The sequence below is a fragment of the Streptomyces sp. RB17 genome (assembly GCF_009604455.1).
Taxonomy (GTDB): domain Bacteria; phylum Actinomycetota; class Actinomycetes; order Streptomycetales; family Streptomycetaceae; genus Streptomyces.
In genome coordinates this window covers 59,091-73,644 of the sequence record NZ_WEGL01000004.1, presented here as the reverse complement: position 1 = coordinate 73,644, position 14,554 = coordinate 59,091, and the positions used below count along the sequence as shown (strand labels likewise).

Annotated in this window: 11 protein-coding genes; 9 read left to right on the top strand and 2 right to left on the bottom strand. The window is 72.5% G+C overall.

Annotated elements, in window-relative coordinates; all coding sequences use genetic code 11:
- Positions 1–18: 18 nt before the first annotated feature.
- The 3 genes from SRB17_RS18195 (at position 19) to SRB17_RS18185 (ending at position 3,466) form a co-directional block, all read left to right on the top strand.
- Positions 19–369, top strand: coding sequence for a metallopeptidase family protein (locus tag SRB17_RS18195; protein ID WP_323375850.1), 351 nt, complete (start codon positions 19–21; stop codon positions 367–369).
- A 102-nt stretch (positions 370–471) separates the two neighbouring features.
- The gene (locus tag SRB17_RS18190; RefSeq protein ID WP_323375848.1) at positions 472–1,005 is read left to right on the top strand and encodes a hypothetical protein; all 534 of its coding nucleotides are present in this window, start codon (positions 472–474) and stop codon (positions 1,003–1,005) included.
- A 235-nt stretch (positions 1,006–1,240) separates the two neighbouring features.
- A complete protein-coding gene (locus SRB17_RS18185; RefSeq protein WP_153540066.1) occupies positions 1,241–3,466 on the top strand; it encodes a DEAD/DEAH box helicase in 2,226 nt (741 codons plus the stop codon).
- Positions 3,467–3,603: 137 nt separating this feature from the next.
- Here the strand turns inward: SRB17_RS18185 and SRB17_RS18180 are convergent, their stop codons facing one another.
- Entirely contained in the window at positions 3,604–5,508 is a 1,905-nt protein-coding gene (locus SRB17_RS18180) for a helix-turn-helix domain-containing protein (RefSeq protein ID WP_153540063.1), read from the bottom strand.
- 421 nt (positions 5,509–5,929) lie between these two features.
- On the opposite strand from SRB17_RS18180, the gene SRB17_RS18175 reads away from it, so the two are divergent.
- The gene (locus tag SRB17_RS18175; RefSeq protein WP_323375847.1) at positions 5,930–6,544 is read left to right on the top strand and encodes a methyltransferase; all 615 of its coding nucleotides are present in this window, start codon (positions 5,930–5,932) and stop codon (positions 6,542–6,544) included.
- Positions 6,545–6,858: 314 nt separating this feature from the next.
- Complete coding sequence (locus SRB17_RS18170; protein ID WP_153540059.1) at positions 6,859–7,665, top strand: transketolase; 807 nt, start codon at positions 6,859–6,861, stop codon at positions 7,663–7,665.
- Positions 7,666–7,788: 123 nt separating this feature from the next.
- Here the strand turns inward: SRB17_RS18170 and SRB17_RS18165 are convergent, their stop codons facing one another.
- A complete protein-coding gene (locus SRB17_RS18165) occupies positions 7,789–8,634 on the bottom strand; it encodes a helix-turn-helix transcriptional regulator (protein WP_228396129.1) in 846 nt (281 codons plus the stop codon).
- Between the two features lie 471 nt (positions 8,635–9,105).
- On the opposite strand from SRB17_RS18165, the gene SRB17_RS18160 reads away from it, so the two are divergent.
- From SRB17_RS18160 to SRB17_RS18145, 4 genes are all read left to right on the top strand, one after another.
- Positions 9,106–10,449, top strand: a complete 1,344-nt coding sequence (locus SRB17_RS18160) for an NDP-sugar synthase (RefSeq protein ID WP_323375845.1) — start codon at positions 9,106–9,108, stop codon at positions 10,447–10,449.
- Positions 10,450–10,490: 41 nt separating this feature from the next.
- Positions 10,491–11,192, top strand: coding sequence for an SDR family oxidoreductase (locus tag SRB17_RS18155; RefSeq protein WP_228396128.1), 702 nt, complete (start codon positions 10,491–10,493; stop codon positions 11,190–11,192).
- 218 nt (positions 11,193–11,410) lie between these two features.
- On the top strand, positions 11,411–12,733 hold the full coding sequence (locus SRB17_RS18150) for a transposase (protein WP_153540053.1): 1,323 nt from the start codon (positions 11,411–11,413) through the stop codon (positions 12,731–12,733).
- Positions 12,734–13,104: 371 nt separating this feature from the next.
- The gene (locus SRB17_RS18145; RefSeq protein ID WP_153540051.1) at positions 13,105–14,553 is read left to right on the top strand and encodes a maltokinase N-terminal cap-like domain-containing protein; all 1,449 of its coding nucleotides are present in this window, start codon (positions 13,105–13,107) and stop codon (positions 14,551–14,553) included.
- The last annotated feature ends 1 nt before the right edge of the window (position 14,554 follow it).

Here is a 14,554-nt window from a genome sequence, read left to right as displayed (position 1 = left end):
GTACCGGACAATGGCCCTGTGCTGGAGATGACGCGCGAGGACTTCGAGGAACTGGTCGCCGAGGCGCTCGACCGGATCCCGCCGGAGCTGATGCGGCTCATGGACAACGTGGCGGTGTTCGTCGAGGACGAACCGCCCGCCGGCGACCCCGAGCTGCTCGGACTGTACGAGGGCACGCCGCTGACCGACCGGGGCGAGTGGTACGCGGGTGTGCTGCCGGACCGGATCACCATCTACCGCGGGCCGACGCTGCGGATGTGCGCGTCACGCGAGGACGTCGTCGTGGAGACCGAGGTGACCGTGGTGCATGAGATCGCTCACCACTTCGGCATCGACGACGCCCGGCTGCACACCCTCGGGTACGGGTGAGGGTGGGGCGTCCGCGTCGGAGGCTTGCGGGGCGCGTGTCCTCTTGTGGGCGGCGGGAGTTGGGGAGGTTGACTCCTTTCCTTGCCTCCGGAGGTGGCCGCCGTGCGCCCCTTGTCCGTACCCGTCCGGCTCACCGTCACGGTGCTGACCCTCGCCGCTGCCGCCGGCTGTGTGAACGTGGGTGACGACGCGGGCCGGGCCCGGCCCCCGCACTCGGCGGGGCGGCACGGTGGCCAGGCGCCCGAGGGCGGCCCGGTGGACGGTGCCGGCGGCTTCGGCGGGCATGGTGGCGCGGCCGGTGACGGCAAACACAAGCACGACGGCAAGAAGAAGCCCGGGGAGGAGTCGGCCTCCCCGTCGGACTCCGCCCCGTCCGGCGAGGGCAGTTCGCCCGCGGCCTCGGCGAAGCCCGGCAAGCCCGGCAGGACCTCCGACCCGGGGGATCCGGCACCGACCAACGCCCCGCCGACGCCGCCCGCCACCTCCGCTCCGCCCCAGCCGCCCGCCTCCACCCCGCCGCCGGCGACCTCCGAGCCCCCGTCGGCCGAGCCGTCCTCCTCGGCCCACGAGGCGACGGGCACCCAGCTCGTCCAGCGCGAACCGGCGCCGGCACCCGGTGAGGGCGTCGGGGCGTGATCCCGGGCGGTGCCGGGGACGGGGCTCACCTGCGGATATGGAGCCGGTTTGCCTTCAGGGGTGGTGGGTGCGTATGGTGGTAGATCGTTTGATCCCATTTGCCCGGCGCCACCACAGAGCGCGCCGTGTGGCGCGTACTCTCCCTTGCCGTGGCGGACCGCATTGAGGCGGTCGTGAGCGAATCACGGAGTTGACGGGCGCGTGCCGACGAGACTCCGGAAGGTTTCGCATTCGCATGTCCGTGTCCAGTACTGATCAGTTCGTCGTGTCCGAGAACGAGCTCAACGAGCTCGATGAGCTCGACAAGGAGCTCACCGACGCGACGGGCGAGGTCACCGAGGCCCCCGAGGCCGCTGACACCCCCCAGACCCAGACCCCCCAGATCACCTTCGCCGACCTCGGCCTGCCCGAGGGCGTGGTGCGCAAGCTCGCGCAGAACGGCGTGACGACCCCCTTCCCGATCCAGGCCGCGACCATCCCGGACGCCCTGGCCGGCAAGGACATCCTCGGCCGTGGCCGCACCGGCTCCGGCAAGACGCTCTCCTTCGGTCTGCCGACCCTGGCCCAGCTGGCCGGCGGCCGTACCGAGAAGAAGCGGCCCCGTGCCGTCATCCTCACCCCGACCCGCGAGCTGGCCATGCAGGTCGCCGACGCCCTCCAGCCGTACGGCGACGTCGTCGGCCTGAAGATGAAGGTCGTCTGCGGCGGCACTTCGATGGGCAACCAGATCTACGCCCTGGAGCGCGGCGTCGACATCCTCGTCGCCACCCCGGGCCGCCTGCGCGACATCATCAACCGCGGCGCCTGCTCCCTCCAGGACGTCCAGATCGCCGTCCTCGACGAGGCCGACCAGATGTCCGACCTGGGCTTCCTGCCCGAGGTCACCGAGCTGCTCGACCAGGTCCCGGCCGGCGGCCAGCGCATGCTCTTCTCCGCCACGATGGAGAACGAGATCAAGACCCTGGTCGACCGCTACCTGAACAACCCCGTCCACCACGAGGTGGACGCGGCGCAGGGCGCGGTGACGACCATGTCGCACCACATCCTCATCGTGAAGCCCAAGGACAAGGCGCCGGTCACCGCCGCGATCGCCTCCCGCAAGGGCCGCACGATCATCTTCGTCCGCACCCAGCTGGGCGCCGACCGCGTCGCCGAGCAGCTGCGCGACGCGGGTGTGAAGGCCGACGCGCTGCACGGCGGCATGACCCAGGGCGCCCGTACCCGCACCCTGGCCGACTTCAAGGACGGTTACGTCAACGTCCTGGTCGCCACCGACGTCGCCGCCCGCGGCATCCACGTCGACGGCATCGACCTGGTCCTGAACGTGGACCCGGCCGGCGACCACAAGGACTACCTGCACCGGGCCGGCCGTACCGCGCGTGCGGGCCGTACCGGCACGGTCGTGTCGCTCTCCCTGCCGCACCAGCGGCGCCAGATCTTCCGTCTGATGGAGGACGCCGGCGTCGACGCGGCCCGCCACATCATCCAGGGCGGCGCCGCCTTCGACCCGGAGGTCGCCGAGATCACCGGCGCCCGCTCCATGACCGAGGTCCAGTCCGAGTCCGCCGCCAACGCCGCCCAGCAGGCCGAGCGTGAGGTCGCCCAGCTCACCAAGCAGCTGGAGCGCGCCCAGCGCCGTGCGACCGAGCTGCGCGAGGAGGCCGACCGGCTGGTCGCCCGGGTCGCCCGCGAGCGCGGCGAGGACCCGGAGGCCGCGGTGGCCGAGGCCCAGGCGACGGCGGCGGAGGAGCTCGTGGCCGTGGCCGAGGAGCCGGAGCGGCGGGAGGCCGAGCGCGAGGAGCGTCCGGCGGCTTCGGCGCCGTACGAGCGCCGGGAGCGGCGCGGCGGCTTCGACCGGGACCGTGGTGAGCGGGGCGAGCGCGGTGGTTACGACCGCGGTGACCGCGGTGGCCGTGGCTTCGAGCGGCGCGACGACCGCCGTGACGACCGCCGTCCGTTCGACCGTGACCGTGGGTTCGAGCGTCGTGAGGAGCGGGGCGACCGTGGTGGCCGGGGCTTCGAGCGCCGCGACGACCGCCGTCCGTTCGACCGCGACGACCGTCGCCCGTTCGACCGTGACCGTCGTGACGACCGTGGTGGCCGTTCCTTCGAGCGCCGTGACGACCGTGGTGAGCGCGGTGAGCGCGGTGGGCGCGGCTTCGAGCGCCGTGACGACCGCCGTCCTTTCGACCGCGACGACCGCCGTCCGTTCGACCGTGACCGTCGTGACGACCGTGGTGGCCGTTCCTTCGAGCGCCGTGACGACCGTGGCGGCTTCCGCCGGGACGAGCGCGGCGGGCACCGGGGCAGCGACCGTCCCTTCAACCGCGACCGCCGCGACGACCGTCCCGGCTTCCGCGCCGGCGGCCACGAGCGCCCCTACGGCCGCCGTGACGACCACCGTGGCAACGGCTCCGTCGGCCGCCGCGAGGACAAGCCGCGCTGGAAGCGCAACGGCTGACGGAACGACTGAGTGCTGAGTGACCGGCCTTTGCGCCGGTGAACGAACACGGCTGCGGGCCCCGGATCATCCGGGGCCCGCAGCCGTTTCGTTTCGCCAGGCGCCTGGTGGACCGATTCATCAGGCGGACAGGGGGGCTAGCGGACCGCGTGCCGGGTGCGCTGGAGGCGCAGGGCCAGTTGTACCTCCAGGGCCCGCATGGGTTCCTGCCAGCTGGGGCCCAGGAGGTCGGTGATCCGTTCCAGGCGCCGGGAGACCGTGTTGGGGTGCACGTGCAGGGCCTCGGCGGCGCGGCGGGGGCTGCCGCCGGACGCGAAGTAGGCCTCCAGGGTGTGCACCAGATCGGTGCAGTGCCGGCCGTCGTAGGCGATCACCGGGCCGATCGTGGTCTGCACGAAGGCCGTGATGTCGGGGTTGTCCGCGAGCAGCAGACCGAGAAAGCCCAGTTCCTGTGCCGAGGCGCTGCCCCCGTCGGTGCCGAGCGCGGTGAGCGCCTCCAGGCACCGCCTGGCCTCCTCGTACGTGGCGTGGACCGAGCTCGGCCGGGCCACCGGTCCGGCCGAGCCGACCGTGACCCGGCGCCCGGTCACCGAGGTCAGCTCGGCGGTGACCGCCCGTCCCGCGGCCCCCGAGTCCGTGCCCGGGATCAGCAGGACCAGGCAGTCGTTCACGATGGTCTGCAGTCCGGCCATCCGGTGGGCGTACGACGAGGCCCAGACCAGGGCGCGGCCGCTCGCCCCGCCGTCCGGCCGGGCGATGAGCACCACGTGGGGGTCGTCCAGGGCGACGCCGAGGCGTCGGGCGTGCACCGCGAGCTGCTCGGGCGAGCGGGGCGAGTCGGTGATCAGGTCCTGCAGCAGCCGGCTGCGGCCCCCGTCGGCGGAGGTCTCGGCACCGGCCTCGATGCGCAGCAGGACCGCGGTGGACTGGGCCGTGGCCCGCAGCAGCCGTAGCTGGTAGTCGATGGCCGGGCCGTCGGTGGCCAGGATCAGCGTGCCGAGCACTTCGCGGCCCGCGGTGGCCGGGCACAGCCACAGTCCGTCCGCGGAGCGGATGGGGGCGAGTTCGGCGTGGGCGTCCAGCGTCCGCTGGAACAGCTCCGCCTCGTCGAAGTCCGGGAAGCCGTCCGTGACCGCCACGGTCCGGCCGGTGGCGTCGCGCACCATCAGGGCGCCGCCCAGCTCGGCCGCGGCGCGGGCGGTCACCTCGCCGAGCTCGCAGCCGCTCAGCACCATGTCGATCAGCCGGGTGTGGACGCTGTTGACCAGGCGCTCGGCCGTGGCGGATTCCAGTGCCCGGGAGGCGTCGAGTTCGCGTTCGCTGATCTCGGAGCGGGTCTGGGCGAGCAGCCGGGCCTTCTTGATGGCCAGGGAGGCGAGGTCGCCCAGGGAGGACATCAGGGTGATCTCGTCGGGTGTGAGATGGCGCACCGAGCGGTCGGCGCCGTAGAGCGCGCCGAAGGTGTCGCTGCCCTCCTTCAGGGGCACCGCCATCACACCGTGCAAGCCCTCCGACAAGACCACCTCGTCGGTGGCCGGCGAGTGCGGAAAGCGGTCGTCGTTGAGGTAGTCGGCGGTCCAGAAGGGGGCGGAGCAGTCGGCCGCCGCGTTGCCGACGCCGCCCTTGGCCGGGACCGCGAACCCCGGGGTCATGGTGGAGACATGGCCGTCGGACTCCCGGACGTAGGACAGGCCGTCGGCGTCCTGGAGGGTGATCCACGCCATGTCGAAGTTGAGGAGCAGCCGAGCCCGCCGGGTGATCACCTGGAGCAGCGCGTCCACGTCGTACGGGAGGGTGAGTTCGCGTGCGGTGTCCACGAGTGCCGCGAGCGCGGCCTCGCGTTGCTGGCGGCGGGCGAACAGGCCGTGGACGTCCAGGGCCAGGGTCCGCGCGCGGTCGAGGACGGCCAGGGACTCGGGCGGCACCGGCGGGCCGGCGGCGGTCTTGGGGGGAGGTTCGAAGCGGTCGGGCGGGGCTTCGCCGGCGAGCAGTTCGAGAAGTCTGAGTAGTTCGTCCTGTACGAAGTCGTCCGTGTGCCGCATAGACCCCACCCCCTGTTTGATCCGCGGCGCCTGCAGCGCGTGGCTCTCCGGAACCTCCGTGAACCTAGATTGCGTGCATGACAGGCGTCAATGATGGCTGGAACCAGTACTATTGAGCTGATCTTTGGCTGAAATTGCCTGCCTGGGTCCATCCCGCTGTGACCGGAGCACCATCCGCCCGGTGTGCAGCGGTTACCCCTGCACATTCCCACGTCGCGCTCGGTGACCCGACAATAAGCCAGGACAGCGGGCCGGTGAGTCGACGGTGCCGCGGTCACGGAATGTCCGGCGGGGGGACTGAGACATGGTGGGAACACAGAGTTTCGTACGGTCGCTGGAGCGCAGCAGGTTGTCGCTGACGCGCCCGGATCGGCCGGTTGAGTTCGAGTTGTTGGGCTTGCGGTGGGACCTTCTTGACGAAGTGTTTGCCCCCGTCTTCTCTCCGTCGACGGCGGTCGCGCTCGATCTGCTGGGTCTCGGGCAGGCGGGCCGGGGCGGCTGGAGCGGTTCGTTCCTGGAGATCGGCTGCGGTACCGGTGTCATCGCCGTGTGCGCCGCGCTCGCCGGGTGCGAGCGGGTGGTCGCCGCCGACGTGAACCCGCGGGCGGTAGAGAACGCGGCGCTCAACGCGGCCCGCCACGGGGTGGCGGACCGGGTGCGGGCCGTACGGAGCGATCTGTTCTCGGAACTTCGGGAGGAACGTTTCGACACGGTCTTCTGGAGCTCCAACTACGTCCGTGCGCCCGAGGACTACACGTACGGTTCCATGCACGAGCGCGCCTATGTGGATCCGGGCTACCGCGCGCACCGGCGCTATGTCGCCGAGGCCCCGTTGCTGCTCGCCCCGGGCGGTCGGGCGCTGCTGCACTTCAGCAGTCGTGGTGTCCTCGGCGAACTGCGTGAGTTCGCCCGGGAGTACGGGCGGCACCTGGAGGTGGTGGGGTCCGTGGAGCTGGTCGAGGGGGAGTACGGCGACGACGTCGTCGAGCACCTGCTGCTGGAGATCGGCGCGGACGACGGCGCGGGGCGCGGCTGACCGGCGAAGTGCGATGACGGCTGGCGGGAATGCCGGTCAAGGCTGCCGGAAGTGCCGGCGATGGCTGCCGACAGCGCCGGTGACGGCTGCCGGAAGTGCCGGTGATGACCGCCGGGCGCGCGATCCGGGCGATCGCCGCGTGTGGCCTGTCGGCCGGCGGGGCGCGTTCCGATGCCGGGCGGGAGGCGGCCCGGTGACCGCAGGGGCGGGGTGTGCATGTCCCGCTGCCGGTCGCTCTGCGAGCAGTTGAACGCGGGCACGGTGCGGCCGGACACGGCCGCCGGGGCCCGCAGACGGGGGAAAGTGGTGTGGTGGTGACCCTCTCCGGACGGGACGCCTTTCGTAGTGAGCTGACGGCTGTCGCAGGGCGGGACGGCCGGGTCGTCTGCCTGGAGACGCTGCCCCGCAACAGGAACGACCATCCGTTCGAAGCGGCCCATCCGGACCGCTACTTCTCGCTGCCGAACGCGGGCTCCGTGCTGACGCAGATGGTGACGGGGCTGGGGGCGGCGGGCTTCAGGCCGTTCGTGGTCGTCACGCCGGGCGCGGTGGAGGGCCGGGTGGCGGTGCCGCGGACCTTGTGGCGGGACTGTCTGCAGGCGGGCGCCACGGTGGTGATGCCGCCCGAGAAGTTCCCCGAGGGGTACGACGAGGTGCGGGGGCTGTCCGGGATACCGCTGGCCGTGCCCTGCGGCGAGAAGGAGACGCGGGCCGTGGTGCGGCAGGCGGTGCGGTCCGGGCGGCCGCACTGTCTGGTGCTCGGCGGCGGGCCGGGGACGGATCTCTCCTGGGAGTCGAGCGAGCCTTCGGTGGCCGCGGCGCGGTTGATCTCCGTCGGTGAGGCCGGTACGCGGCTGGCGCTGGCCGCGCGCGCGGCGGCGCCGGGGCTGGGGCATGCGCACCTCGTCTACCTGGACGACGCCCGGTTGTCCGCCGCGGTGGCGGAACTCGGCGCGTGGACGGGGACGTCGGTGGTGGTTGCCGCGCCGCGGCTGCTGGGGCCGGTGGTGCGGGCGCTGCGGGATCGGCTGCCGGAGGACTCCGTGCGGGGAGTTCCGGCGGCGGTGGGGGGCGGGGGCGCCGACGTGGCGGAGGTGCTGGCCGCTGCGGCGGTCGGGTAGCAGGCCTCGGCCTCGGCTTCGCCGGATGAGGTCCGGGCCGTTCGGGATGCGGTTCTCACCCGCACCTGTGCTGCTCCCGCGGGGTGGACTCGCCGTCGGGGGCCGGCGGGTCCGGGGGCGGGGTCAGGCCAGGGGGTCCTCCAGGAGGCGGGACTGGGCCAGGGCGTAGGCCAGTTGGGCTCGGCTCTTGCTGTTCAGGGCCTCCGAGGCCCGGCCTATGTGGGTGGAGACCGTGCGGGCGCTGATGCCCAGGCGCTTGGCGATCGCCGCGTCGGTGTGGCCCTCGATCATGAGGCGCAGGACGGTGCGCCGGGTCTCGTCGGTCATCAGCGGGGGCCGTGCCTGTTCCTGGGTGATGCTCAGCGGTTCCGCGCGCTGCCAGGCGTGGTCGAAGACCGTGGCCAAGTAGTGGACGATCGCGGGATGCTCGATCGTCAGGGCCGTGGTCTTGAGGTCGTGCCGCGGATCGGGGATGAAGGCGATCTTGCGGTCGAAGATGATCAGGCGGTCGAAGAGCTCGTCGAGCGTGCGTACTTCGACGCCCACGGCGGTGACCTGCTCGATGTAGCCGAGGGTGGGGCCGTGCGTGCGGACCGAGTGCTGGTACAGCGTCCGCTGGCGGATGTGCCGTTCGGACAGCTCCAGGGTGCGGCGCAGGGCCTTGCTGAGGAGGGCGGTCGCCCTTCCGCCGCCGGGCTGGGCGGTCAGCAGTTCCGTACGGCAGGCGTCCGCCGACTTCTGGAGTGCCGCGCTGATGACGTCCTCGCCGTGCAGCAGACGGATGTCCGCGGAGGCCGTCCCCTGCTCCTCGCGGTAGACGTCCTCCGCGGCGCTCAGCGCCTCGCGGACGGCCGCCACGGCCTGCTGCTGGACGAGGATGGCGCGTTCGATGGGGCGGCAGAACTCGCTCACCGCGATGTCGGGCGGCACCACGCCCATGATCCGCGGATTTTCGGCCAGGGGCCGCATCAGGCCCAGTTCGACGAGGCAGTCAGGGACATCGCCATCAATCGGACCTTTCGAGAGCGCTTCCCGGTAGCGGGCCAAACCTTCGTCGCAGAGCCTGACCACATTGGTATGGGAGAGATTGTCCGACTTCCTGCACATTCGTTCCCCCTTCAGAAATGCGCAATGCGCGATCACGAGGCTACCAAGCGAAGAAATCCGGCCGGTCACTGCGTCATGCTTCTCGAGGCGAAGGCAACAACACCTATCAGCCACCTGGGAGGGAATCCTCATGAATTCCAAAGGAACGACTGTCAAGCGATTCGGCGCGATATTCGCTCTCATGCTCCTCCTCGGACTCGGTGCCCAGTCGGCCGAGCAGGCCGGGCACGTCACGTCGACCGCAATGTCGGCCAACGTCCCTGACCACGACCCGGAATGGGGCTGACCGAAGGTCCGGGCGGACGTCCGACGCACTCACAGGGGGAAGCGAAAGTGCCTCGTCGGAATCCGGAGACCGTCGGCATCATTCTCGCGGGCGGCAGGGGTGAGCGGGCCAAGCCCATCACTCTTGAATCGTCCGACTACATTCGCAGCAAGGCACTCATTCCGTTCGTCGGAAAGCGGCTCATCGAATGGGTCGTGGAGGCCTGCAGGGACCAGGGCATCCGCCGTTTCTATGTGGTGGCCCACGGTCTGGAGAACCGTCATCAGATCAAGCTGTTGCTGGGCCACGGCGAGCGGCACGGGGTGGACGTCAGATACTCCCGCTCGCGCCTGGACCGCTACAACGTGGGCTCGGCCGGAGCCACGCTGCACAACCTCGAACAGTGGGATCTCCAGGGCCAGGCCCTGGTGCTGCCGGTCGACTCGCTCTTCGACTTCGACCTGGAGGCCCTGCGGGCCACGCACGAGCGGCGCGGAGCCGTCGTGACGGTGGCCGCGGTGGAGCGGACGGCCCGGGAGATCGCCGGCAAGTACGGGGTGATGCACACCGACGCACGAGGGCTGGTGACGGACTTCGTCGAGAAGCCGGCCGCCGCCCGGCTGAGCGAGCTGTTCCCGGACGCGGTCGCCGACGGGCGGGCGACGTTGCCCACCAACGCCGGTATGTACCTGGTGGACTGCGGCCGACTGCGGCTGCTGGCCCGGGAACCTGAGCTGTTCCGGCAGTCCCACCAGCGGCTGGACTGGGGCGGGGACCTGCTGCCCTGGCTGGCCCGGCACGGCCACCCGGTCGCCGCCCACGCCATCGGCAGACTCGGCGACCTGGGAAACGTACAGGACTATCTGCACACGCTGCGGCTCGTGCTCGACGGGGAGTACGAGCAGATGAACCGGCTCATGGTGCGGTCCGGGCAGACCGGATCGCACCGGCTGATCCACGAGAGCAGCCTGCAGACGAAGGACGACCTGACCGGCACCACTCTCGCCCAGAAGATCGAGGAGGGGTCGGTACTGATCGGCCCCGGGGTGCGCATCGGCCATGACGTCGAGATCGGACCGGGCGTACGGCTGGAGCACACGGACGTCGGCGACGGGGCCGAGATCCGTGAGGGCAGCACGCTCGTGCACTCCGCCGTCGGCGAGTCCGCGGTGATCGGCGCGCACGCCGACGTCTCGGAGAGCTACGTCGGGCCGATGGCGGTGATCCATTCGGAACGCGGCCGGCCCACCCGGCTGGAGGGGCTCACGGCGATCGGCGACGGCGCCGTACTGCGTCCCGGGTCCCGCTTCCGCGGCGTCACCGTCTATCCGCGGCTGAGGGTGCCCACGCTCACCGGCGTGCCCGCGGCGACCGCGCTGACGAGCGCCGACGACGTCCTGCGCTGGGTGTGACCCGGCGGGGGACGACAGGTGTCAGACACATAGGGGGAATCATGCACATGCACGGCCCCATAGCGGTGATCGGCGGAGCCGGCCGGCTCGGCTCCCTCGTGACCAGGAGACTGGCCGAGGAGGGCGAGCGGGTCCGGGTGGTCAGCCGGCACCCGGAACGAGGAGCTGCCCCGCCGCCGGGGACCGAGCTGTGGCAGGCGGACGTACGGTACGCGGACACGCTGGTGCCCGCGTTGCGCGGCTGTGCCGCCGTGGTGTTCAGCGTGGAGCCGGGTACCGCCGACTCCGGTCCGGACTCTCCGGAGAGCACCGTGCACAGCGGAGTGCGCAACGTGCTGGCGGCGGTCGCCGACTATCCGGTCCGGCCGCGGTTCGTGCTGGTGAGCCAGATCTTCGTGACCCGCCGTGAGCATCCGATGAACGCCTACGGGCGGCTGCTCGACTGGCGGTTGCGCGGCGAGGACGCGGTACGGGACTCGGGGTTCGCCTACACGGTCGTACGGCCGGGCTGGCTGGCCGACGACGGCAGCGCGGGCACGGGTGTCCGGCTGGAGCAGGACGACCGCGGTGACGGCTGGGTCTCGCGCGCCGCGGTGGCCGAGGCGTGTGTCCGGGCGCTGGGTTCCCCGGCGGCCGTGGACCGCACCTTCGAGGTCTACAACGAGCCGGGCGCGGCCCCCGCGGACTGGGAACCGCTGTTCCGCCGGCTGAGCCCGGACCCGCTGCCGGCCCTGCGGCCGTAGGCCTGTCCGGCAGGCCCGAACAGCGCGGCCCCGGTCCGGGGCCGCACGGACGACGAGGCGGGTCCACCCCCGACCGCCCGCCCCGTCCCGCACACCCGTCGGCTCCACCCCCCTGAGCCGGCGGGTCCCTGCCGGGGCCGGCGCCCCGGCGGACGCACACCGCGTCCGCGGCGCCGGCCCCGGGCGAAAACCTCACGCATTCCAGAGAGGGCCGAGTCATGCCCGGCGAACGTCAAATGGTGGAGTCCGCCGAGATTTCCGAGACCGCGATCTCCGAGACTGTGATCTCCGAAAACGTGATCTCGGAGACCGTGATCTCCGAGATCATTTCCCGCACGTTCAGATCCATTCCGCGCAGCGACCAGAGGCGTTGGGGCGAGCTTTATGTGAGAGGCCTGCTCTCCGTCTCCGGGAGGAAGACGATGCGGGCGATCGCCGACGGTGCCGGCGGCGGCGTGGAACAGAGCCTCTACCAGTTCATCACCAAGTCCCCGTGGGCCGCCGAGCCGGTCCGCCGGGAGCTGGCGGACCTGCTGCTGCGGCTGGAGCCGCGCGCCTGGGTGGTCCACCCGCTGGTGATCTCCAAGGTGGGTCAGCACTCGGTGGGCGTGGAGCGACGGTGGGTCTCGCAGTACGGACGGGTCGTCAACTGTCAGCAGGCGGTCGGGGTGTGGCTCGCCGCCGACCGGGGATCGTGTCCGGTCGACTGGCGGCTCGCGCTGCCCGAGAGCTGGGCGGGCGAGGCCGCGCTGCGCCGCCGGGCCTGCATCCCGGCGGACGTCGGCTCCTGCCCGCCCGAGCAGTGCGCGGTGGAGGCGGTGTCCGCGATGGCCGGGGACTGGGGTCTGCCGCACCGGCCGGTGGTGATGGACCTGCGCGAGAGCGACGCGTACGGCATCTGCGCGATGCTGCTGGAACGCCGTATGCCCTTCGTGGTGCGGATCGACCCGGCGGCCCGGGGCGTCGCGCTGCGGGCGCTGCGGCCCTCGCCGCGCGCCGGACGGCCGGAGCCGGTGGCCGAGGACACGGGCGCGCCGTGCCCGCCCGGCTCCCCGCTCGCCCTGGTCCCGGAGCTGAGCCGGCAGTGCCTGCCGGTGGAGTGGTACGACCACGAGGCGGACGCCCTGCGGGCCACGTCGGTCGGCGCCGCCCGGGTCCTGCTGCGCCGGACGGGCCCAGGCGCCCCCCGGCCGGTCCCCGCCGACCAGCAGGAGCTGATCCTGGTCGGCGCCTGGCGGGATCCGGCGCGGCGCACGCCGAGCGAGTACTGGCTGTCGAACCTGCCGCAGTCCCAGCTCGGCACGGTCTACCGCACCGCCATGCTCGGGCACCGGGTCAGGCGTGACCTGGCAGAGGTCAGCGAGGGGCTCGGCATCCGGGACTTCGAGGGCCGCTCCTTCCGCGGCTGGCACCACCACATGACGATGGTCTCGCTGGCCCACGCGGCCACGGTCCTGTCCACGGCCCCGCACACCGAGGCCTGGCCGCCACCGGTGCGGATCCCCGCGCCTCGCGAGCGGATGGGGGCGCGGGCGGCATGACGAACCTGGTGGACACGGAGCGGGCGTGCGCGGTGCGCGGCGGGTTGCCTGTGGGCACGTGCCTCGGTGCCTTCGCGTCATCGGTGGCGGTGCCTGAGCGACATGAGCGGTCGGGGGTGTGGGCGGCGTGACGCATCTCGTGGATACGGAGCTGGAGCGGGCGTGTGCTGTGGCTCGGCTGCCGGTGGGCACGTGCCTCGGGGACTTCCCGCCGCCGGTGCGGATGTCTGTGCCTCGTGTGCGGTCGGGGGCGCGGGCGGCGTGACGAACCTGATGGATACGGAGCGGGCGTGCGCGGTGCGGGGCTTGCTGCCGGTGGGCGCGTGCCTCGGTGTCATTCCACCGCTGGTGCGGATGGGGGTGTGGGTGGCGTGACGACTCTCGTGGACGCGGAGTTGGAGCGGGTGCGGGTGGCGCTGGACGGGCTGCTTGCGGGCTGGTTGCCGGGACGGCGCTGGTTCGCGGGCAAGGACGCCGGGGCGCCGCTCGTCACCACACGGCTTCTGGAGCGGGTGCTGCCCGGTGATCCGGCGCTCCTGGTCGCGGTGTTCGACGCCGGGGCGGACGGGCCGTACCAGGCGCTGATCGGGATGTGCCGGGGGCCTGCCCCGGTGCCGTCCGAGGCGGTGATCGGACGGCTGTCCGCGCCCGGCGGGCCGGCCCTGACACTGTACGAGGCGACGCAGGAGCCGGAGTTGATGACCAGGCTGCTGGAACGCTTCGGCGCGGACGGGCACGGCCCGGTGCGTTTCGAGTGCCTGCCGGGGAGCGAACTGCCGCTCGGGGTCCCCGGAGTGGCGAGCACGGCGGAGCAGTCCAACACCTCGGTGGCCTTCGCGGACCGGGCGATGTTCAAGGTGCTGCGCCGGCCCGTGCCCGGGACCAGCCCGGAGCTGGAGCTGCTCGGCGCGCTGCAGCGGGCCGGCTCCGTGCCGAGCGCGGCGCCGCTCGCCCAGGTGCACACCACGGCGGAGTCGCCGGTGGGCGCGCTCACCCTCGGCATCGTGCAGGAGTTCGTGCGCTCGGGCGGGGACGGCTGGGCGGCCGCCACCGGCCAGGCCCGCGCCTGCCTGACGGGCGGCGACCGCACCGAGGCACCGCTCGGCGGCTTCGCCGAGGAGTCGTACCGGCTGGGCCTCGCCACCGCCCGGGTGCACACCGCGCTCGCCGAGCAGCTGGGCAGCCGGCCGATCGGCGGGCCGGAGGGCACGGCCCTGCTCGACCTGCTGGGCGAACGGCTGGCGGAGGGACTGCGGGCGGTGCCCGACCTGGCTCCGTACGCCGACGCGTTGCGGGCGCTGCACGAGGGGCTGCGGGAGAGCGTCCTCGGGGACCGGCCGCCGCTGGTCCAGCGGATCCACGGCGATCTGCACCTCGGGCAGGTGCTGCGCACCGAGCAGGGCTGGGTGCTCATCGACTTCGAGGGCGAACCCGGGCACTCGCCCGAGGAACGCCGCAGGCCGCAGCCGGCCCTGCGTGACGTGGCGGCGATGCTGCGCTCCTTCGACTACGCGGCCCACCACGCCCTGTCCGAGGTGCTGGGACGGCCGCCCGGCGAGCCGGGACCCGACGAGCCGCGTGCGGCCGGGTGGGCCCGCCGGGCCACGGCCTGGGCGGTGCACAACCGGCAGGCGTACTGCGCCGGTTACGCCGCCGGGGGCGGCCAGGATCCGCGCCGCGCCCCGTTGCTGGTGCGCGCCTTCGAGGCGGACAAGGCCGTCTACGAGGCGGTGTACGAGGCCCACAACCGGCCCGCCTGGCTGCCCATTCCGCTCGCCGCGGTCCGCCGTCTCACCGAAGAGATCCGGCAACAGTATTGAA

Excerpts from the sequence above, each read along its gene's own strand:
- SRB17_RS18185 (WP_153540066.1), top strand. The coding sequence starts at position 1,241 with ATGTCCGTGTCCAGTACTGATCAGTTCGTCGTGTCCGAGAACGAGCTC.
- SRB17_RS18155 (WP_228396128.1), top strand. The coding sequence starts at position 10,491 with ATGCACATGCACGGCCCCATAGCGGTGATCGGCGGAGCCGGCCGGCTC.
- SRB17_RS18180 (WP_153540063.1), bottom strand. The coding sequence starts at position 5,508 with ATGCGGCACACGGACGACTTCGTACAGGACGAACTACTCAGACTTCTC.
- SRB17_RS18150 (WP_153540053.1), top strand. The coding sequence starts at position 11,411 with ATGCCCGGCGAACGTCAAATGGTGGAGTCCGCCGAGATTTCCGAGACC.
- SRB17_RS18165 (WP_228396129.1), bottom strand. The coding sequence starts at position 8,634 with ATGCGGCCCCTGGCCGAAAATCCGCGGATCATGGGCGTGGTGCCGCCC.